The sequence below is a fragment of the Pseudoxanthomonas sp. J31 genome (assembly GCF_000510725.1).
Taxonomy (GTDB): domain Bacteria; phylum Pseudomonadota; class Gammaproteobacteria; order Xanthomonadales; family Xanthomonadaceae; genus Pseudoxanthomonas.
Genome location: NZ_KI783312.1, coordinates 124873 through 143369, shown reverse-complemented (window position 1 = coordinate 143369; position 18497 = coordinate 124873). Strand labels below are relative to the sequence as shown.

Sequence of the window (18497 nt, the reverse complement as noted above, 5' to 3'; positions counted from 1 at the left end):
CATGCTCAGTCCTGGGGATGGAAACCGTGCCGGGCGAAGATCGCCCGCGCCTGCGGCCCGGCCAGCCAGCGCACGAATCCGCGCGCGGCGGGCGTGGCCGGCGCCACCGCGGCGACCGGGTAGATGATCGGCGGATGGCTGCCGGCGGGGAAGGTCGCCACCACCTGCACCCGCGGCTCGGCGCGGGCGTCGGAGGCGTAGACCACGCCCAGCGGGGTCTCGCCGCGGGCCACCAGCATCAGCGCCACGCGCACGCTCTCCGCCTCGGCCAGCCGGCCCTGGACCGCCGGCCAGTGGCCCAGCGCCTGCAGCGCCTGGCGCGCGTACTTGCCGGCCGGCACCGTCTGGGTCTGCGCGACCGCCAGCCGGCCCTTGCCCAGGGCCGCCGCCAGGGCGCCGGGCCGGGCCAGGTCCACCGCCGGCGCCGCCGCGGTGCGCGGGGCGACCAGCACCAGGGTATTGCCCAGCAGTTCCTGGCGGCTGCCGGGATCGATCCGCCCGCGTTGCTGGAGGTAGTCCATCCAGGCATCGTCGGCGGAGAAGAACACCTGCGCCGGCGCGCCCTGCTCGATCTGCCGGGCCAGGGTGGAGCTGGCCGCGTAGGACACGCGCACCGGCACGCCGGTGGCCTGGCGGTAGGCGGCGGCCGCCTCGTCCAGCGATTCCTGCAGGCTGGCCGCGGCGAACACCGTCAGCGGCGCGTCGCCGGCCGCGGATGCGCCGCTGCCCGCCGCCAGGCCGGCGACGGCCAGCGCGGTGGTGGTACACAGGCGCAGCAGGAGGCTCGGCTTGGACATGGCGTTTCTCCGGTGGGGTTGCGGCGAAAGCGATGCGGTCGGGCCGGGCGGCGGCCGGGTTATCCGGGATCGCCCAGGGTGGCTTCCAGCACCTCGGCCAGGCGCGCCGCACCCAGGCGCAGCTGCGCCTCCTGGGTCGGCAGGTGCGCGTCCACGTAGGCATCGTCGACCACGTGGCCCTGCGGGTACACCCCGGGGGCGAGGCCGGTGCGGCAGGACTGCTCGACCCAGGGCAGCGGGAAGCCGGGGCGCGGCGGGCGGCCGACCGGTTCGACCGCCGGCGCGGGCAGGGTGCGCAGGCGCTGCAGCCAGGCCTCCTCGTCCAGCCGCCGGGTGGCGAGCAGGCCGCTGTCCCACAGCGAGTGCAGGTTGCTGCCCTTGCCGCGGTAGTTGACCTGGTAGTTGTTGCCGCCGCGGTCGTGGCGGTAGCCGGCGTGCAGCGGCTGGTGCGCGTCGCCGGCCAGGTGCACGACGAACTTCAGCGCCTGCAGGCGCTCCGCGTCGCTGCGGCTACGGTCGGCGAGGATGCGCGCCTGCGCCTCGAGCGCCTCGTTCACGCAGTTGCCGTCGGGGCAATGGGCCTGGCGCTCGTAATGGCAGTCGGCCTCGCCGATGTTGACGTAGTGCCAGGCGGCGGTGCGCCGGCCCAGCACCGGATCGGACCCGCGCAGGTTGTCGGCCCAGTTGGCGATTCCGGCCAGGCCGGGTTCGGGCTCGCCGCGCAGCAGGCGCTGGGCTTCGGCGCGCGCGGCCGGCGAGAGCTGTTCCTCGGCCAGGCGCGCCACCAGGCGGTGGCCGAGCAGTCCCCAGGCCTGCGCCGGCAGGGCCACGGACAGCAGCAACAGGAAGCCCGGCAGCCACGCGGAGTGGCGCCGGGCGCGGATCGGACGGGTGGAAGCGGTGCGGGACGTCATCGGCCAACTTTAACCGACTGTCCCGCACCACCGCCTTTCCCCGCCAAGGGAAGCGTTGTCGCTCAGAACTTCATGACGTAGGACGCGCCGTACACCAGCGGGTCGATGTTGGCGGTGCCGAGCTTGGCGCCGTCGACCTTGACGTCGGTGTCGATGTCGGCCCAGCGCACGTCGACGCGCACCGAGGCCTTCTCGCTGACCTTGAAGTCCAGGCCGGCGTGCGCGGCCAGGCCGAAGGAATCGTCCAGCTTCAGCTTGGTGCCGGCCAGGGCGCCGGTGGTGTCCTCGCTGAAGAAGGTGGTGTAGTTGATGCCCACGCCCAGCAGCGGCGAGACCTTGCCGGCGCTGTTGAAGTGGTACTGCAGGGTGATGGTCGGCGGCAGGTGCTTGGTCTGGCCGACCTTGCCCACGCCCTTGACCGCGATCTCGTGCTTGAACGGCAGCGCACCCAGGACCTCGACGCCGAGGTTGTCCTTGACGAAGTACTCGAAGGTCACGCTGGGCTTGGCGTCGCTGTCGATGGCCAGCGGCAGGGTACCGTCGGCCAGCTTGCCGTTGTCGGACTTCGGGTCGACCTGGTGCAGGCCCACGCCCAGGGTCCAGTCGCCGGCGGACTGGGCGAAGGCCGGGGCGGCGGCGACGGCGGCAAGGGAAGCGGCAAGCAGCGGGAGAAGCTTGTGTTTCATCGGTAACACTCTGCGTGTTGGGTGTGGCGGGAAGTCTCCGCCCGGTCCCCGGGGCGCGCCTTGATTCCAGTCAAGCCGGGCGCAGGTGGCGCCGGTGCCGGTGCGCTAGAATGGCCATCCGCTGCATTACCCCCTTCATCCACCACGGGCCGCGCCCCGGCGCGGCGTCAGGAGTCATCAGAATGGCGATCAAGGTAGGCATCAATGGCTTCGGCCGCATCGGCCGCAACGTTCTGCGTTCTGCCGTGCAGAACTTCGGCGACGACATCGAGATCGTGGCGATCAACGACCTGCTGGAGCCCGACTACCTGGCCTACATGCTGAAGTACGACTCCGTGCACGGCCGCTTCAAGGGCGAGGTGCAGGTCGAGGGCAACACCCTGGTCGTCAACGGCAGGAAGATCCGCCTGACCCAGGAGCGCGACCCGGCCAACCTGAAGTGGGACGAGGTGGGCGCCGAGGTGGTGATCGAGTCCACCGGCCTGTTCCTGGACAAGGACAGCGCGGGCAAGCACCTGGCCGCCGGCGCGAAGAAGGTGATCATGTCGGCCCCGTCCAAGGACGACACGCCGATGTTCGTCTACGGCGTCAACCACGACACCTACGCCGGCGAGGCGATCATCTCCAACGCCAGCTGCACCACCAACTGCCTGGCGCCCCTGGCCAAGGTGATCCACGACAAGTGGGGCATCAAGCGCGGCCTGATGACCACCGTGCACGCCGCCACCGCCACCCAGAAGACGGTCGACGGCCCGTCCAACAAGGACTGGCGCGGCGGCCGCGGCATCCTCGAGAACATCATCCCGTCCTCCACCGGCGCGGCCAAGGCGGTGGGCAAGGTGATCCCCTCGCTCAACAAGAAGCTCACCGGCATGAGCTTCCGCGTGCCGACCTCGGACGTGTCGGTGGTCGACCTGACCGCCGAGCTGGAGAAGCCGGCGACCTACGAGGAGATCAAGGCCGAGATCAAGGCGCAGAGCGAGGGCGCGCTGAAGGGCATCCTCGGCTACACCGAGGACAAGGTGGTGGCCACCGACTTCCGCGGCGACACCCGCACCTCGATCTTCGACGCCGACGCCGGCATCCAGCTCGACCCGACCTTCGTCAAGCTGGTGGCCTGGTACGACAACGAGTGGGGCTACTCCAACAAGTGCCTGGAGATGGCCCGCGTGGTGGCCGGCAAGTAAGCCGCACCGCAAGCGCTGCAAAGGACGAGCCCCGGCCCTGCCGGGGCTTGTTTTTTGCGCCGGCGGCGGCTGCCTAGAGCGCCTGCAGGATCAGCGAGTGCCAGCCGCTGCGGTAGGTCTCGTAGCCCGGCGAGGCCGCGTGCGCGACGCAGTGCGGGCGGCCCTGGAACTCCACCACCCGTGCCGCGAGCGGCTGGCGCAGCAGTTCGTCGCGCCCGGGGAAGTCGATCACCTCCTGCAGGATGCGCCCGGCCGAGTCGGCCAGCACCCGGCCCTGGCCGTCGACGATGCATGCCCGGCTGCGCGTCCATTCCTGCTGCGACAGCGGAGTGCGCTGCACCACCGTCTGCGCCAGCGCGTCCCAGCGGAACACGATGCCGAGCACGCCCAGCAGGCGGCCGTCGACGCGTCCGCCCTCGCGCACGCCGCAGGCGTAGACCAGCACCCGCTCGCCGCCGGCCAGCGCACTGGCATGCACCTCCTGGAAGCCGAATTCCTCGCCGCTGGCGCAGCGCCTGGCGCTTTCGAACCAGGGCGCGTCGCGCACGTCCATGCCGGCGGAGCGGTACTGGCCGGGGCGGCCGTTGGCCAGCACGCACCCGTCCAGGCCGACCAGCACCAGGTCGAAGTACACCGTGTACGAATCCAGGATCTGGCCCATGCGCCGCGAGGCGTGCGCCAGTTCCTCCGCGGTGGCGCCCGGGCGCGCGGCCGCGACCACCGCCGCGTCGGTCGCCCACCAGCGCACGTCGCAGCTGCGCTCGTAGAGGTTGCGGTCGATCAGGTCGATGTTGACCAGGGCCAGCCCGGCCAGGCGCGTATGCCGCACCTCGTCCTCCAGCCGCGCCAGGGTAGCCTGCATGTCGGCGCGGGTGGCCTCGGCGCGGCGGTCGATCTCGCCGGCGGTCTCGGCCACCCGGCGCGAGAGCGCATCCATCTCCTGCGCGATCACCGCGAAGCCGCGCCCGGCCGCGCCCATGCGCGCCGATTCCACGCGCGCGTTCATCGAGATCACCAGGGTGGTGCGGTTGATTTCCTCGATCCGCCGCAGCGATTGCCGCAGCTCGCCCAGCATGCGGCCGGACAGGCCAGCCACGGAACGGATGTGGTCGTCGACGCTGGCCTGGGCAGGCGTGGCTGGCGTGTTCATGCGGGGATGGGGGACGGTTTCATATGAAAGATGACCGGGCTTCATCGGCCCGCCGCGACCGGACTTGAGCCGGGCCGCCGGCAAGCCAGGACGCTCCGGTAGCATGCCCGCAGCGCCTGCCGGGGAGGGGCGGCCCATCCATGACGGGGGATAGCTTGGAAGCGATCATCGTGCTGGTGGTGTTGGCGGTACTGGCGGTGCCGGTGCTGCTGGGCGTGCTGGGCCTTGCAGTGCTCGGCCTGCGCCGGCGGGTGGCGGAACTGGAGCGTGCGCTTGCCGCCCTGCGCCCGCCGGCGCCGACGGGCATGGCGGCCTCGCCACCACCCGCGGAAGCCGCGCATGCACCGGCGGCCGCGGCGGGTTCCGTGGCGGCGCCCGTGCCGTCCACCGCGGCCGGCTTACGCCCGTCCGCGGCACCGCCACCGCTGCCACCGGCCGGAACGGCAGCGGCGCATGCCGGCGGCGACGCGGGCGCGCCGCGCGTCCCCGCGGAGAACGTGCTGCTGCGCGTGGTCAAGCGCTGGTTCACCGTGGGCAACGTGCCGGTGAAGATCGGCGTGCTGGTGGCGCTGGCCGGCGTGGCGGCGCTGCTGAAGTACGCTTCCGACCAGGGCCTGTTGCAGTTGCCGGTGGCGCTGCGCCTGTCCGCCGTGGCCGCGGCGGCGCTGCTCGCACTGGGCTTTGCCTGGCGCCGGCGCGAGGGCAACCGGGTCTTTGCCCTGAGCGTGCAGGGCGGGGCGATCGGCACCCTGCTGCTGGTGGTGTTCGCGTCGTCCAGGCTCTACGGCCTGGTCGACGCCGGCCCGGCGTTCGCCCTGAGCGTGGTCCTGGTCGCGGGCGCGGCCCTGCTGGCGGTGCTGCAGAACGCGCAGGCGCTGGCCGCGTTCGCCCTGCTGGCCGGCTTCCTGGCGCCGGTGTGGTTGTCCACCGGCGGCGGCAACCACGTCGCCCTGTTTTCCTACTACGCGCTGGTCAACGCCGCGGTGGTGGCGATCGCCTGGTTCAGGTCCTGGCGCCTGCTCAACCTGCTTGGCTTCGCGTCCACCTTCGGCATCGGCAGCCTGTGGGGCGCCAGCGCCTACGTGCCGGAGAAGTACGCCAGCACCCAGCCGTTCCTCGCCCTGTTCTTCGCGTTCTACCTGGTGGTGCCGCTGCTGTTCGCGCGGCGCCGGCCGGCGGGACGGCGCGACCTGGTCGACGGTTGCCTGGTGTTCGGCACCCCGCTGGTGGCGTTCTCGCTGCAGGCGGCGCTGCTGGAAGGCCAGCGCATGCCGCTGGCGTTCTGCGCGCTGGGCCTGGCCGTGCTGTACGCGATGCTGGCGCGGGCGCTGTTGTGGCGCTCCGGCTACGAGCTGCTGGCGCAGTCCTGGGCGGTGCTGGCAGTGGGCTTCGCCACCCTGGCGGTGCCGCTGTGCCTGAGCGCGCGCGCCACCGCCAGCGTGTTCGCGCTGGAGGGCGCCGGGCTGGTGTGGCTGGGCCTGCGCCGGCAGCGCTGGCTGCCGCAGGCCAGCGGCGTGGCGCTGCAGCTGTTGGCGGCGTTGGCGTTGCTGCTCGGGCTGGACAATGCGCACGGGGACCTGCGTGCCGTGTCCAATCCGACGGCGATGGGCATGTTCCTGCTGGCGCTGGGCGGCTGGGCCAGCGCCTGGGCGGCACGTGCCCATGGCCGGACCGTGCCGGCGGCACTGTTCTTCCTGTGGGGCACGGCGTGGTGGGCCGGCGACTGCGCGCACGAGATCGCGCGCTTCGCCGCTCCGGCCTTGCGCGCCGACCTGGCCCTGGTGCTGGCCGGCGCGACCGGCTGGCTGGCGGCGGAAGTCCATCGCCGCCGCCCGGCCGCATTGCTGGCCCAGACCCTGCTGGCGGCGGTCGTGCTGGCCGCGCTGGTGCTGTTCTGGCAGTCGGAGCGGCACCAGCATCCGCTGGGCGGGAGCTTCGGTACGCTGGCGTGGCTGGTGTTCGGCCTGCTGGGCCTGCGTGGGCTGGCCTGCCTGCGCCTGGATGCCGGCCGCAGTGCTGGCGCCGCGCAGTTGGCCTGGTGGCTGCTGTGGGCCCTGCTGGCATCGCTGGAGGGGCGCTGGGTCGCGCTCGAGGCCAGCCTCGGCCAGGGCTGGGAGTTCGCGCTGGCGGCCCTGCCGTGGCTGGTGCTGATCGCGCTCGCGCAGTGGCGCTGGGACTGGCTGGCGCTGCCGCGCGATGCCGCGGTCGCCGCACCGATGCGCACGCCGGTGTCGTGGTCCGGTTTCGCGGTCGCCGCCGCGATCTGGCTGGCGATGCTCAAGCGCCCGCTGTCCCCGGCGCCGCTGCCCTGGCTGCCACTGCTCAACCCGGGCGAGCTGGTGCAGCTGGCGACCCTGGGCCTGGGTGCGGCCTGGCTGGGCAGCAGGCATGCCGGGGCGCTGCTGGCCGGCGGCGGCTTCCTGCTGCTGAGCGCCTCCACCCTGCGCTGCGTGCATTACTGGGGTGGCATCGGCTGGACCCCGGGCCTGCTGTCCAGCGCCCTGGCCCAGACCAGCCTGACCGTGGCCTGGAGCGTGCTGGGCGTGCTCGGCTGGGTGCTCGGTTCGCGCCGCGGCCAGCGCGGCCTGTGGCTGGCCGGCGCGGTGCTGATGGGTGTGGTCCTGGCCAAGCTGGTGCTGGTCGACCGCACCCACCTGGGCAACCTGGCCGGCATCGTGTCTTTCATCGCCTACGGCGTGCTGTGCATGATCGTCGGCTACCTCGCCCCGGCGCCGCCGCGCGCCGGGGACAACGTGGAGACGGACGCATGAGCAAACGATCCTGGTACGCACTGGCGCTGGTTTCCGTGCTGGCCGGAGGCGCACAGGCCAGCGCCCCGGCGCAGGACTATGCGCGGCAGTGGCCGCTGGCCCTGGGCCAGGACAACGCCGGGGCCTACCGGGTACTGCTCGACGAGGCGGTGTACCTGGGGGCGCACGAGCGCGGCCTGCGCGACGTGGAGGTATTCAACGCCCAGGGCCAGGCGGTGGCCGCGGCGGTGCTGTCGCCGGCGCAGCCGTTGGCGCAGGCGCCGCGTACCACGGGGCTGCCCTGGTTCCCGTTGCCGGCGCAGGACGGCGCCGGCAACGACATCCACCTGATCGCCGAGCGCGACGACGAGGGCAACATCCGCCGGGTGCAGGCGGGGTTCCCGGCGCGTACGCCCGCCGGCGGCGCCGGCAGCTGGCTGGTCGATGCCAGCCGCGTGCGCGAGCCGGTGCGCGCGCTGCTGCTGGAGTGGAAGACGCCATCGCAGCCGCTGCAGGCCGGCTACAAGGTCGAGGGCAGCGACGACCTGCGCAGCTGGCGCACGCTCAACGGCAGCACCACCCTGCTGGACCTGGAGCGCGGCGGCGAACGCCTGCGCCAGGGCCGCATCGCCCTGGATGGCCAGGCCCGCTACCTGCGCCTGCTGCCGCTGCGCGCCGGCCCCGGGCCGGAGCTTACCGGGGTCGCGGCCGAGCTGGCGCCGGCGGAGGCGCAGCTGCAGTGGGATTGGCAGGAGCTGCGCGGCGAGCGTCGCAGCGTGGCCGGGCGGGAGGGTTTCGAGTTCCGCCTGCCCGGACGCTTCCCGGTGGAGCGCGCCGACGTGCGCCTGCCGGACAACGCCGCGGTGCAGTGGACCCTGTACAGCCGCGAGGACCCCGACGCTTCCTGGACCTGGCGCGCCGGCCCCTGGGTTGCCTACCAGGTGGGCGACGACCGCGCCGGGGCGCGCTCGGAACCGCGCACGCTGGCCGCGGCGGTGCGCGACCGGTACTGGCGACTGGTCCCGACGACCCCGGTGGGCGAGGGCATGCCGGTGCTGCGCCTGGGTTACCGGTCCGAGGTACTGGTGTTCCTGGCCCAGGGCCAGCCGCCCTACACCCTGGCCGCCGGCAGTGCCCGCCGCCAGCGCGGCGAGGCGCCAATCAAGCCGCTGCTGGACGCGCTGCGCGCCCAGCGTGGCCCCGACTGGGAGCCGGCCCCGGCCTACCTGGCCGGCGAGGCCCAGGAGCTGGCCGGCGAGCGCGCCCTGGAGCCGCTGGTCGAGCACGACTGGAAGAGCTGGCTGCTGTGGGCGCTGCTGGTCGGTGGCGCGGTGCTGGTGGCGCTGCTGGGAATGAGCCTGCTACGGCAGCCGCCGCGGGCGCCCTGAGCGCCGGGTTTGCCGCCGCCACGTCCCGTCCCGGAAAATGCCCGCACCCGCGCGCCGCGCCGGCGCGACCCACCTTGATCCCCCACACAGAGACGTGAGCATGACGATCATCCGGATGACCGACCTCGACCTGACCGGCAAGCGCGTGCTGATCCGCCAGGATCTCAACGTGCCGATCGACAACGGTCGCATCACCTCCGAGCAGCGCATCACCGCCTCGGTGCCGACGCTCAAGCTGGCACTGGAGAAGGGCGCCGCGGTGATGGTCACCTCGCACCTGGGGCGGCCCAAGGAAGGCCAGTGGAGCGAGGCTGATTCGCTGGCGCCGGTGGCTGCGCGCCTGTCCGAGCTGCTGGGCGTGGACGTACCGCTGGTGAAGGACTGGGTCGACGGCGTCGAGGTCAAGCCTGGCCAGGTCGTGCTGCTGGAGAACTGCCGCATGAACGTCGGCGAGGGCAAGGACGACGAGGCGCTGGCGAGGAAGTACGCGGCGCTGTGCGACGTGTTCGTGATGGACGCCTTCGGCACCGCGCACCGCGCCCAGGCCTCGACCCACGGCGTGATCCGCTTCGCCCCGGTGGCCGCCGGCGGGCCGCTGCTGATGGCCGAGCTGGATGCACTGGCCAAGGCGCTGGACAACCCGGCGCGCCCGCTGCTGGCCATCGTCGCCGGCAGCAAGGTCTCGACCAAGCTGGAGCTGCTGACCAACCTGGTCGGCAAGGTCGACCAGCTGATCGTCGGCGGCGGCATCGCCAACACCTTCATCGCCGCGGCCGGCTACAACGTCGGCAAGTCGCTGTACGAGGCCGACCTGCTGGAGACGGCGAAGAAGATCGCCGCCGATGCCCAGGCGCGCGGCGCGCAGATCCCGTTGCCGGTGGACGTGGTGGTGGCCCCGGCGTTCGCCGCCGACGCCCCGGCCACGGTCAAGCCGGTCGACCAGGTCGGCGCCGAGGACATGATCCTGGACATCGGCCCGCAGACCGCCGCGCAGTACGCCGGGCTCATCAAGTCCGCCGGCACCGTGGTCTGGAACGGCCCGGTGGGCGTGTTCGAGTTCGATGCCTTCGGCAAGGGCACCGAGACCCTGGCCCGCGCCATCGCCGAATCGAAGGCGTTCTCCATCGCCGGCGGCGGCGACACCCTGGCGGCGGTGGACAAGTACGGCATCGAAAAGGACGTCAGCTACATCTCCACCGGCGGCGGCGCCTTCCTCGAGTTCCTGGAAGGCAAGACCCTGCCGGCCGTGGCCGCCCTGCAGGCGCGCGGCGGCTGAGGCCTGGCGCGACCCAGCGCCCCCTGTGACCGGAAGCCGGCGCCGCGAAGGCGCCGGCTTTTCCTTTTGCGCACCGGACTTTTTATCCGCTGCTCCCGCCGAATGCGTTCTCCGGGCGCGTAGCTTCGGACGGCGCCGCGACAGGCCAGGCCTGCGGTGGTCGCCCGGGCGCACGTCCATGCGCGCACCCGCTACCGCGGCCAAGGCCTGCCCGGCCTGGCAGGTCCTGCTGGCGCTTCGGGGGGCTTGGCCCGGCCACTCCTGGCCAAATGGCGCCTACGGTCTCGCCAGGCCTGCGGAACTTGACCGGGCGTCAACGAAGCTGGCCGACCTGACGCTCACCGAGGACGCCGTATCCGCGCATGCCGGGGCAAGTGGCACATGGACGTGCCACGGCCGCGCGTACGGACAGGACGTCCGTCCGCGCGGTGCACCGGCATGCGTGGATGCGGCGGCCCCCTCCGAAGCCAGCGCCCTTGCCCTTGCTCTTGCTCTTGCTGTTGCTGGAGCTGGAGCTGGAGCTGGAGCCGGCCAGGTTCCCTGCTAGAGTTCGCGCCATGCCTACCGAACGACCAATCGACCGCCTGCTGGCGATCATGGCCCGCCTGCGCGACCCGCAGGGCGGCTGTCCCTGGGACCTGGAACAGGATTTCTCCACCATCGCCCCGTACACCATCGAGGAGGCGTACGAAGTCGCCGACGCGATCGACCGCAAGGACCTGGCCGCGCTGAAGGACGAACTGGGCGACCTGCTGCTGCAGGTGGTGTTCCATGCGCAGATGGCCGCCGAACAGGGCGCGTTCGCGTTCGACGACGTGGCCAACGCGATCAGCGACAAGATGGTGCGCCGCCACCCGCACGTGTTCGGCGAGGCCAGCTTCGCCGATGCCGAGGAGCAGACCCTCAACTGGGAGGCGATCAAGCGCGCCGAGCGCCAAGCCGCCGGCGAGCAGGACACCTCGGCCCTGGCCGGCATCTCCCGCGGCCTGCCGGAATGGCAGCGCGCGGTGAAGCTGCAGTCGCGCGCCGCGCGCACCGGCTTCGACTGGCCCGGCCCGGAGCCGGTGCTGGAGAAGCTGCAGGAGGAGATCGCCGAGGTGCGCGCCGAGTTCGCGCGCGGCGACGTGGCCGCCAACCGCGAGCGCCTGGAGGACGAGATCGGCGACCTGCTGTTCGTCGCCGCCAACGTCGCCCGGCACGCCAAGGTCGATCCGGGCGCCGCGCTGCGCCGCGCGAACCACAAGTTCGAACGCCGCTTCCGCGCGATGGAGGCACTGGCCGCGGCCGCCGGCACGCCGCTGCCGACCCTCACCCTGGAGCAACAGGAAGCGCTGTGGCAACAGGTCAAGCAGGCCGAACGCGAGGGCGCGGGGGCGGCGTGACCACCTTCGCGCTGTTCGTGGCCACCGCCATCGCCGAGATCCTCGGCTGCTGGCTGGTGTGGTCATGGCTGCGCAATGACGGTAGCGCCTGGCTGCTGCTGCCGGCGGCACTGAGCCTGGCGGTCTTCGCCTGGCTGCTGACCCTGCATCCGACGGCCACCGGGCGCGTGTACGCCGCCTATGGAGGGGTCTACATCGGCACCGCGCTGGCCTGGCTGTGGGCGGTGGACGGCGTGCGCCCCACCCGCTGGGACCTGCTGGGCGTGGCCCTGTGCCTGGCCGGGATGGCGGTGATCATGTTCGCGCCCAGGCAGGCCTGAGTACGCCGCATGCGGTTCAGTGCGAGGCCGCGCTGCCGCCGTCGTAGAACACCAGGAAGGCCGCGCCCACGATCAGGGCGAAGGCCGCGTAGTGGTTCCACTTCAGCGGCTGGCCCAGGTACCAGGCCGAGAAGCCGGCAAACACCACCAGGGTGATGATCTCCTGGATGGTCTTGAGCTGGACCACCGAGTACACCCCGCTGCCCATGCGGTTGGCCGGGACCATCAGGCTGTACTCGAAGAAGGCGATGCCCCAGCTGGCCACGATCGCCATGAACAGCGGCGCGCTCTTGTACTTGAGGTGGCCGTACCAGGCGAAGGTCATGAACACGTTGCTGGCCAGCAGCAACAGCACCGGGACGAGGTAGTTCGACAGGGGCAGGGCGGGCATCGTCGGGCCGCAGGGCAGGGATGAGGCGCGCAGGATAATCCACCGCCGCGGCCCGGGCGGGCCGCGGCAGTGGCCTCAGTACTGGCGCAACGCCAGCATCGGCAGCGTGCGCAGGATGGCGCGGGTGCCCGACCAGCCGGCCACCAGGCTCAGCGCGATGCCGATCGCGCCGCCGGCCAGCAGCGCGGGCCACGGTGGCGACAGTGCCAGCTCGAACAGCTGGCGCGAGACCAGCACGCCGATCACCGCGGCGGCCGATACCGCCAGCAGCGCCGCGGCCAGGCCCAGGGCGCCGAACTCCACCAGCACCGCGCCGCGCAGCTGGCCGTGGCGCGCACCGAGGGTGCGCAGCACCGCGCTGTCGTAGCGACGCTCGCCGGCCGTGGCCTGCAGCGCCGCCAGCAGCACCAGCACGCCCGCGGCCAGGCTGAAGCCCATCACCAGCTGCACCGCCTGGGCCACGCGTTCGATCACCTCGCGTACCCGCTCCAGCAGTGCATCGATCTCCAGCACCGAGACGTTCGGGAATTCGCGCACGACCGGCGCCAGCGCGGCGGTGCGTCCCGAGGGCAGGTGGAAGCTGGAGATCAGGTTGTACGGCGCGTCGCCCACCGCGCCTGCATTGAGCAGCACGAAGAAGTTGACCCGGAACGAATCCCAGTCGGCCTTGCGGATGCTGGTGACGGTGAAGGTGCGTTCCTGTTCGCCCAGCTGCAGGGTCAGGCTGTCGCCCAGGCCGATGCCGTAGCGGCCGGCCCAGCCCTGTTCGATCGAGGCCTCGGCGGCGTCGGTGGTCTCGCTCCAGAACGCGCCTTCGAGCAGGGTGTTGGCCGGCGGGAACGTGTGGCGCCAGGAGAAGTTCACCGGGCGGTCGGCGTCGTTGCCGTCGTCGCCTTCGTCCACCGCGGTCCGCTGCGGCGGCTTGCCATTGATCGCGACCAGGCGCCCGGTGCCGAACGGCTGCAGGTCCGGATCGGCCACGCCCATTCCACGCAGCGCCTGTTCCACCGCCTCGGCCTGGTCGCGCTGCACGTTGAGCAGGAAGTGGTTGGGCGTGTCCGGCGGCAGGCGCTCCCGCCACTGTCCGAGCAGGCCGGGACCGACCACCGCCAACAGCAGCAGCGCGCACAGCGACAGCGACAGGCCCACCAGCTGCACCACGGCCAGGCCGCGGCGTCGCGCCAGCGCGGCCAGCCCAAGCCGCCACGGGCCGTGCAGGCGCGACTGCAGGCGGCCCAGCAGCCACAGCAGGCTCGCGCCCGCGGCAGCCGCGAGCAGGGCAAGCACCGCCAGCCCGCCCAGCACCCAGGCGGCCAGCTGCACGTCCCCGGTGGCGTACACGGCCAGCGCGACGGTGGCTGCCAGCGCCGCCAGGTAGGCCAGCAGGGAAGTAGCCGGCAGCGCGGCGAAGCTGCGGTTGAGCACGCGCATCGGCGGCACCCCGCGCAGGCGCAGCAGCGGCGGCAGGCCGAAGCCGAGCAGGATCAGCAGGCCGATGCCGGCGCCGGCCAGCATCGGCGTGGCCTGTGGCAGGGGCAGGCGCGCGGGCACCAGGCTGCCCAGCGCCTCGACCAGGGCGACCTGGGCCAGCATGCCCAGGCCAACCCCCAGCACGCAGGCCGGGATCGCCAGCAGCACCAGCTGCAGGGCGAGCGAAGCGAGGATGTCGCGCTGGCGCGCGCCGAGGCAGCGCAGGATCGCCACCGCGTCCACCCGGCGCAGGGCAAAGCGGTTGGCGGCCAGCGCGGTGGCCACGCTGGCCAGCAGCACTGCCAGCAGCGCGGCCAGGGCGAGGAAGCGGCCGGCGCGGTCGAAGGCATTGCGCAGGCCCTGCTGCGCGTCCTCCACCCCGACCAGGCGCTGGCCGGGCTGCAGGCGCGGTTGCAGCCATTCGCGCATGCCCGCGATCGCCGCCGGCGGGCCGGCGAACATCAGCCGGTAGCCGGCGCGGCTGCCTGGGCCGAGCAGGCCGGCGGCCTCGACGTCGTCGCGGTGCACCAGCAGCGGCGGCGCCATCTCCATCAGCCCGCCGGAGGCATCCGGTTCGGACAACAGCACGCGGGTGATGCGCACCTGGCTGCTGCCCAGCTCGATGCTGTCGCCCACCTCCACGCCCAGGCCGGCCAGGATGCGCGGATCGGCATAGGCCTCGCCCGGCGGTGGGCCGCCGGCATCGGCAACCTGCAGGCCTGCCGTATCGCTCGCCACGCGCAGGCGGCCGCGCAGCGGATGGGCACCGTCCACGCCCTTGATCGTGGCCATCTGGCTGGAATCGCCATGGAACAGCACGCTGGGGAAGGTCACCAGACGCGCGACCGCCAGGCCACGCGCGCGCGCTTCGGCGGTGAATTCGGCGGGCGGGTCGGTGCGTCCCTGCACGCCCAGGTCGCCGCCGACCACCTCGGCCGCGCTGGAGGCCAGCGCCAGGGTGACCCGGTCGACCAGGGTGCCGACCGCGGTCATCGCCGCCACGCCCAGCACCAGCGCGGCGAACAGGGTCAGCAGGTCGCCGGAAAGGAACTCGCGGCGCAGCGAGCGCGCCGCGTGGCGCAGCACGTTCATGCGCCTTCCCCGCCTTCGTCCAGCCGCACCAGGCGGCCGCGGTCGAGCCGGTAGACGTGGTGGCAGCGCCGTGCCAGGGCCAGGTCGTGGGTCACCATGACCAGGGTGGTGCGGTTGCTGCGGTTGAGCTCGAACAGCAGCTGGCTGACGTGCTGGCCGGTGGCCTGGTCGAGGTTGCCGGTGGGCTCGTCGGCGAACAGGATCCGCGGCCTGGCAACGAAGGCGCGGGCCAGGGCCACGCGCTGCTGCTCGCCGCCGGAAAGCTGCCGCGGATGGTGCCGGCGGCGGTGCTCCAGGCCGACCGCGGCCAGCACCTCGGCCACCCGCGCCGGATCCTCGCGCCCGGCCAGTTCCAGTGGCAGGGCCACGTTCTCCTCGGCGGTCAGCGAGGGCAGCAGGTGGAAACTCTGGAACACGAAGCCGACCTCGCGCGCGCGCAGCGCGGCGCGGGCTTCCTCGTCCAGCTGGTCCAGGCGCTGGCCGGCGAGGGCGATGCTGCCGCGGGTGGGCAGGTCCAGCCCGGCCAGCAGGCCCAGCAGGGTGGTCTTGCCCGAGCCGGAGGCGCCGACGATGGCGACGCTGTCGCCTTCAGCCACGGTCAGGTCGACGCTGTCGAGAATGCGGACCTCGCCCTCGGGGCCGGCCGCGGACTTGCCCACGCCGCGGACCTCGATGGCGCTGGCTATGCTGGTCAGGGTCTGGGTATCGATGGGAGGCTCCGGATGCGCAAGTTCAGGTGGGGGACGGCCATGGGCCGCGCGCTGGCGGTCCTGCTGGCGGCGCTGCTGCTGCCAGGTCCGCTGCTGGCCGCGCCGCAGGCCCGGGCCAGGGGCCCGGTGCTGGTGGTCGGTGACAGCCTCAGCGCAGAGCACAACATACCCAGAGGCACCGGCTGGGTCAGCCTGCTGGAGCGGAAGCTGCAGGCCGAGCCGTCCCTGGCACGGCCGGTGGTCAACGCCAGCATCAGTGGCGAGACCAGCGCCGGCGCCCTGACCCGCCTGCCTGCGCTGCTGGAAAAACACCGTCCTTCGGTGCTGGTGATCGAGCTGGGCGGCAACGACGCCCTGCGCGGCCTGGCCCCGGCCCAGCTGGAGGCCAACCTGCGGCGCATGGTCGAGCTTGGCACCGCCGCCGGCGCCCGGGTGCTGCTGCTGGGCATCGACGTCCCGCCCAACTACGGCCCGGCCTACCGCGAGCGCCTGCGCCGCACCTACGAGGGCCTGGCCCAGCGCCAGGGCGTGGCCCTGGTCCCGTTCTTCCTGGAGGGCGTGGCCCTGGAGGAAGGGCTGATGCAGGCTGACGGCCTGCACCCCACCGCCGCGGCCCAGCCGCGGCTGCTGGACAATGTCTGGCCGGCGCTGCGGCCGTTGCTGTAGCGGTCGCCGCCTTCACGCCCCATCCACCGGGGCTGCGGCATGTTTCACAAAGCTGAAAACCCGATACGGAGCGTCCGAAACATGCGTCAGGGCAAAGAAACCTCAGGGCTGGTGCTGGTCGTCGAGGACAACCGCAACATCTCCGAGATGATCGGGGAATACCTGGAAAGCCGTGGCTTCGAAGTCGACTACGCCGCCGACGGACTGGACGGCTACCGGCTGGCGGCCGAGAACAGCTACGACGCGGTGGTGCTTGACCTGATGCTGCCGCGCCTGGACGGCATCGAGGTCTGCCGCCGGCTGCGCAGCGATGCGCGCAAGTCGACGCCGGTGCTGATGCTGACCGCGCGCGACACCCTGGACGACAAGCTCACCGGCCTCGGCCACGGCGCCGACGACTACCTCACCAAGCCGTTCGCGATCCAGGAGCTGGAGGCGCGCCTGCGCGCGCTGATCCGGCGCGAGCGCCGCCAGGTGGGCTCGGAGGTGCTGACCGTGGCCGACCTGGTGCTGGATCCGGTCAGCATGCGCGTGACCCGCGGCGGCGTGGAGCTGCAGCTGTCGCCGATCGGCCTGAAGCTGCTGACCATCCTGATGCGCGAGTCGCCCAGGGTCGTCAGCCGCCAGGAGATCGAGCGCGAGATCTGGGGCAACAGCCTGCCCGATTCGGACACCCTGCGCAGCCACCTGTATAACCTGCGCAAGGTGATCGACAAGCCGTTCGACCGCCCGCTGCTGCATACCGTGCAGAGCGCCGGGTACCGGGTGGCGGACATCGCGCAGCCGGTCACCGCGTGACCAGGTAGCCGAAGGGGAAACAGGGGGAATGGAACGCAAGACGGCGGCCGGCTGTCCGGCCGCCTTGGCCACGGGGGCGCGGGTCCCGGTCCACCCACTCACGGAACGGCGATGCGCGCGGGCCTACACTCGCGCCGTCCCGTGTTGAATGCCCCCATGCCCCACGGCCTTTCCCGCAAGATCCGTATCGCCTTCATCCTGCAGGTGGTGATGGCGAGCCTGGCGATCGTGATCGCCTTCTTCGTGGTCGGCACGCTGTTCAAGTACAGCTTCATCCGCAGTTCGCTGCAGGAGGAGGCCCGCCACTACTGGGAACTGCGCGAATCCGCGGCCGCACAGCCGCCGCCCAATACCTTCTCGCTGCGCGCCTACCTGGTCGAGCCGGGTGGCTCGGCCGAAGCGTTGCCGGCCTACCTGCGCGGGCTCGCCCCGGGCTTCCACGAGCTCAAGTCCGAAGGCCAGATGGTCTGGGTCGAGCGCAAGCCGCAGGGCACGTTGTACGTCGCCTTCCTGCGCGAGCAGGCCAACCGCCTGGCCTGGTGGTTCGCGGTGCTGCCGGCGATGCTGGCGCTGTTCGCGATCTACGGCGCGACCTGGCTTACCTACAAATCGTCCAAGCGCCTGGTCTCGCCGGTGGCCTGGCTGGCGCGCCAGGTCTCGCGCTGGGATCCGCGGCGGCCGGACATCGCCGCGCTGGCGCCGGACCGGCTGCCGGCAGACATGCAGGGCGAGGCGCGGCAGCTGGCCGGGGCGCTGCACGCGCTGGGCGAGCGGGTCGAGGCGCAGCTGACCCGCGAGCGCAACTTCACCCGCGACGCCAGCCATGAGCTGCGCACCCCGCTGACCGTGATCCGGGTGGCCAGCGACATGGCCCTGGCCGACGAGACCCTGGAGCCGCGCCTGGCGCGCAGCCTGCGCCGGATCCAGCGCGCCGGGCGCGACATGGAGGCGGTGGTCGATGCCTTCCTGATCCTGGCCCGCGAGCCGGACGTGGTCCCGCAGAGCGAGTGGTTCGACGTGTGCGAGGTGGTCCACGAGGAGGCGCTCAAGGCGCGCATGCTGCTGGGCGACAAGCCGGTGGAGTTGCAGGTGGCCTGCGAGGGCGCGCCGCGCATCTACGCCCCGCCGCGGGTGCTGCACGTGGTGCTCGGCAACCTGCTGCGCAACGCCTGCAGCTATACCGACCGCGGCCTGGTCGAAGTCACCGTACACGAGGGCCTGGTACAGGTGCGCGACACCGGCATCGGCATGTCGGCCGAGGCCCTGGCGCGGGCGTTCGAGCCGTTCTACCGCGCCCGCCCCGAGTACCCGGTCGGCACCGGCCTGGGCCTGTCGATCGTGCGCCGGCTGTGCGAGCGCTTCGGCTGGACCATCGAGCTGGAGAGCACCCTGGACAGCGGCACCACTGCCCGGGTCCGCTTCAGCAGCCAGCCGCCACCGGGCACCGACCCGTACCTGCAGGGCTGAACGTTTCCCACCGGCGGGCGTCAACCGATCCCCGGGTCGTGCGTTAACCGGGG

16 protein-coding genes are annotated in these 18497 nt (G+C 72.4%); 9 read left to right on the top strand and 7 right to left on the bottom strand.

The genetic code is table 11. The features are described 5' to 3' along the window. Window positions 1-5: 5 nt before the first annotated feature. From modA to PSEJ31_RS0114830, 3 genes are all read right to left on the bottom strand, one after another. Window positions 6-797: a molybdate ABC transporter substrate-binding protein gene (modA, locus tag PSEJ31_RS0114840; RefSeq protein WP_028915905.1), complete on the bottom strand. Its 792-nt coding sequence runs from the start codon at window positions 795-797 to the stop codon at window positions 6-8. Window positions 798-856: 59 nt separating this feature from the next. Then, on the bottom strand, window positions 857-1711 hold the full coding sequence (locus PSEJ31_RS0114835) for a S1/P1 nuclease (RefSeq protein ID WP_156924958.1): 855 nt from the start codon (window positions 1709-1711) through the stop codon (window positions 857-859). A 62-nt stretch (window positions 1712-1773) separates the two neighbouring features. Continuing rightward, window positions 1774-2397, bottom strand: a complete 624-nt coding sequence (locus PSEJ31_RS0114830) for an OmpW family outer membrane protein (RefSeq protein WP_019399805.1) — start codon at window positions 2395-2397, stop codon at window positions 1774-1776. Between the two features lie 182 nt (window positions 2398-2579). Here PSEJ31_RS0114830 and gap point away from each other — a divergent pair, with 182 nt between their 5' ends. Further along, the gene (gene gap, locus PSEJ31_RS0114825) at window positions 2580-3584 is read left to right on the top strand and encodes a type I glyceraldehyde-3-phosphate dehydrogenase (protein WP_019399806.1); all 1005 of its coding nucleotides are present in this window, start codon (window positions 2580-2582) and stop codon (window positions 3582-3584) included. A gap of 73 nt (window positions 3585-3657) precedes the next feature. On the opposite strand, the gene PSEJ31_RS0114820 is transcribed toward gap, so the two are convergent. Continuing rightward, window positions 3658-4734, bottom strand: a complete 1077-nt coding sequence (locus tag PSEJ31_RS0114820) for a methyl-accepting chemotaxis protein (protein ID WP_028915903.1) — start codon at window positions 4732-4734, stop codon at window positions 3658-3660. A 155-nt stretch (window positions 4735-4889) separates the two neighbouring features. Between PSEJ31_RS0114820 and PSEJ31_RS0114815 the strand changes: the two genes are divergently transcribed. The 5 genes from PSEJ31_RS0114815 (at window position 4890) to PSEJ31_RS0114795 (ending at window position 11850) form a co-directional block, all read left to right on the top strand. Further along, window positions 4890-7505, top strand: coding sequence for a DUF2339 domain-containing protein (locus PSEJ31_RS0114815; protein ID WP_028915902.1), 2616 nt, complete (start codon window positions 4890-4892; stop codon window positions 7503-7505). Then, window positions 7502-8872 (top strand): DUF3999 domain-containing protein, encoded by a 1371-nt coding sequence (locus PSEJ31_RS0114810; RefSeq protein ID WP_037035351.1) that lies wholly within the window; start codon window positions 7502-7504, stop codon window positions 8870-8872. Before PSEJ31_RS0114815 ends, PSEJ31_RS0114810 begins: the two co-directional genes overlap by 4 nt. Before the next feature lie 100 nt (window positions 8873-8972). After that, complete coding sequence (locus PSEJ31_RS0114805; protein ID WP_026010763.1) at window positions 8973-10148, top strand: phosphoglycerate kinase; 1176 nt, start codon at window positions 8973-8975, stop codon at window positions 10146-10148. 557 nt (window positions 10149-10705) lie between these two features. Continuing rightward, window positions 10706-11530, top strand: coding sequence for a nucleoside triphosphate pyrophosphohydrolase (gene mazG, locus PSEJ31_RS0114800; RefSeq protein ID WP_019399811.1), 825 nt, complete (start codon window positions 10706-10708; stop codon window positions 11528-11530). Then, complete coding sequence (locus tag PSEJ31_RS0114795) at window positions 11527-11850, top strand: YnfA family protein (RefSeq protein ID WP_028915901.1); 324 nt, start codon at window positions 11527-11529, stop codon at window positions 11848-11850. The genes mazG and PSEJ31_RS0114795 overlap by 4 nt, the downstream gene beginning before the upstream one ends. Before the next feature lie 16 nt (window positions 11851-11866). On the opposite strand, the gene PSEJ31_RS0114790 is transcribed toward PSEJ31_RS0114795, so the two are convergent. From PSEJ31_RS0114790 to PSEJ31_RS0114780, 3 genes are all read right to left on the bottom strand, one after another. After that, window positions 11867-12241: a DMT family protein gene (locus tag PSEJ31_RS0114790; RefSeq protein ID WP_028915900.1), complete on the bottom strand. Its 375-nt coding sequence runs from the start codon at window positions 12239-12241 to the stop codon at window positions 11867-11869. Window positions 12242-12316: 75 nt separating this feature from the next. Next, complete coding sequence (locus PSEJ31_RS0114785; protein ID WP_028915899.1) at window positions 12317-14803, bottom strand: FtsX-like permease family protein; 2487 nt, start codon at window positions 14801-14803, stop codon at window positions 12317-12319. Further along, complete coding sequence (locus tag PSEJ31_RS0114780) at window positions 14800-15462, bottom strand: ATP-binding cassette domain-containing protein (RefSeq protein ID WP_232211037.1); 663 nt, start codon at window positions 15460-15462, stop codon at window positions 14800-14802. Before PSEJ31_RS0114780 ends, PSEJ31_RS0114785 begins: the two co-directional genes overlap by 4 nt. A 63-nt stretch (window positions 15463-15525) precedes the next feature. Between PSEJ31_RS0114780 and PSEJ31_RS0114775 the strand changes: the two genes are divergently transcribed. From PSEJ31_RS0114775 to PSEJ31_RS0114765, 3 genes are all read left to right on the top strand, one after another. Continuing rightward, the gene (locus tag PSEJ31_RS0114775) at window positions 15526-16179 is read left to right on the top strand and encodes an arylesterase (protein WP_026010765.1); all 654 of its coding nucleotides are present in this window, start codon (window positions 15526-15528) and stop codon (window positions 16177-16179) included. An 81-nt stretch (window positions 16180-16260) separates the two neighbouring features. Continuing rightward, complete coding sequence (locus PSEJ31_RS0114770) at window positions 16261-16977, top strand: response regulator transcription factor (RefSeq protein ID WP_026010766.1); 717 nt, start codon at window positions 16261-16263, stop codon at window positions 16975-16977. Window positions 16978-17133: 156 nt separating this feature from the next. Further along, window positions 17134-18444 carry a HAMP domain-containing sensor histidine kinase gene (locus PSEJ31_RS0114765; protein WP_019399818.1) on the top strand — a complete coding sequence of 437 codons (1311 nt, stop codon included), beginning with the start codon at window positions 17134-17136 and terminating at the stop codon, window positions 18442-18444. The last annotated feature ends 53 nt before the right edge of the window (window positions 18445-18497 follow it).

Excerpts from the sequence above, each read along its gene's own strand:
- PSEJ31_RS0114810 (WP_037035351.1), top strand. The coding sequence starts at position 7,502 with ATGAGCAAACGATCCTGGTACGCACTGGCGCTGGTTTCCGTGCTGGCC.
- PSEJ31_RS0114805 (WP_026010763.1), top strand. The coding sequence starts at position 8,973 with ATGACGATCATCCGGATGACCGACCTCGACCTGACCGGCAAGCGCGTG.
- PSEJ31_RS0114830 (WP_019399805.1), bottom strand. The coding sequence starts at position 2,397 with ATGAAACACAAGCTTCTCCCGCTGCTTGCCGCTTCCCTTGCCGCCGTC.
- modA (WP_028915905.1), bottom strand. The coding sequence starts at position 797 with ATGTCCAAGCCGAGCCTCCTGCTGCGCCTGTGTACCACCACCGCGCTG.
- PSEJ31_RS0114770 (WP_026010766.1), top strand. The coding sequence starts at position 16,261 with ATGCGTCAGGGCAAAGAAACCTCAGGGCTGGTGCTGGTCGTCGAGGAC.
- PSEJ31_RS0114775 (WP_026010765.1), top strand. The coding sequence starts at position 15,526 with ATGCGCAAGTTCAGGTGGGGGACGGCCATGGGCCGCGCGCTGGCGGTC.
- PSEJ31_RS0114765 (WP_019399818.1), top strand. The coding sequence starts at position 17,134 with ATGCCCCACGGCCTTTCCCGCAAGATCCGTATCGCCTTCATCCTGCAG.
- gap (WP_019399806.1), top strand. The coding sequence starts at position 2,580 with ATGGCGATCAAGGTAGGCATCAATGGCTTCGGCCGCATCGGCCGCAAC.
- PSEJ31_RS0114790 (WP_028915900.1), bottom strand. The coding sequence starts at position 12,241 with ATGCCCGCCCTGCCCCTGTCGAACTACCTCGTCCCGGTGCTGTTGCTG.
- PSEJ31_RS0114820 (WP_028915903.1), bottom strand. The coding sequence starts at position 4,734 with ATGAACACGCCAGCCACGCCTGCCCAGGCCAGCGTCGACGACCACATC.
- mazG (WP_019399811.1), top strand. The coding sequence starts at position 10,706 with ATGCCTACCGAACGACCAATCGACCGCCTGCTGGCGATCATGGCCCGC.
- PSEJ31_RS0114785 (WP_028915899.1), bottom strand. The coding sequence starts at position 14,803 with ATGAACGTGCTGCGCCACGCGGCGCGCTCGCTGCGCCGCGAGTTCCTT.
- PSEJ31_RS0114835 (WP_156924958.1), bottom strand. The coding sequence starts at position 1,711 with ATGACGTCCCGCACCGCTTCCACCCGTCCGATCCGCGCCCGGCGCCAC.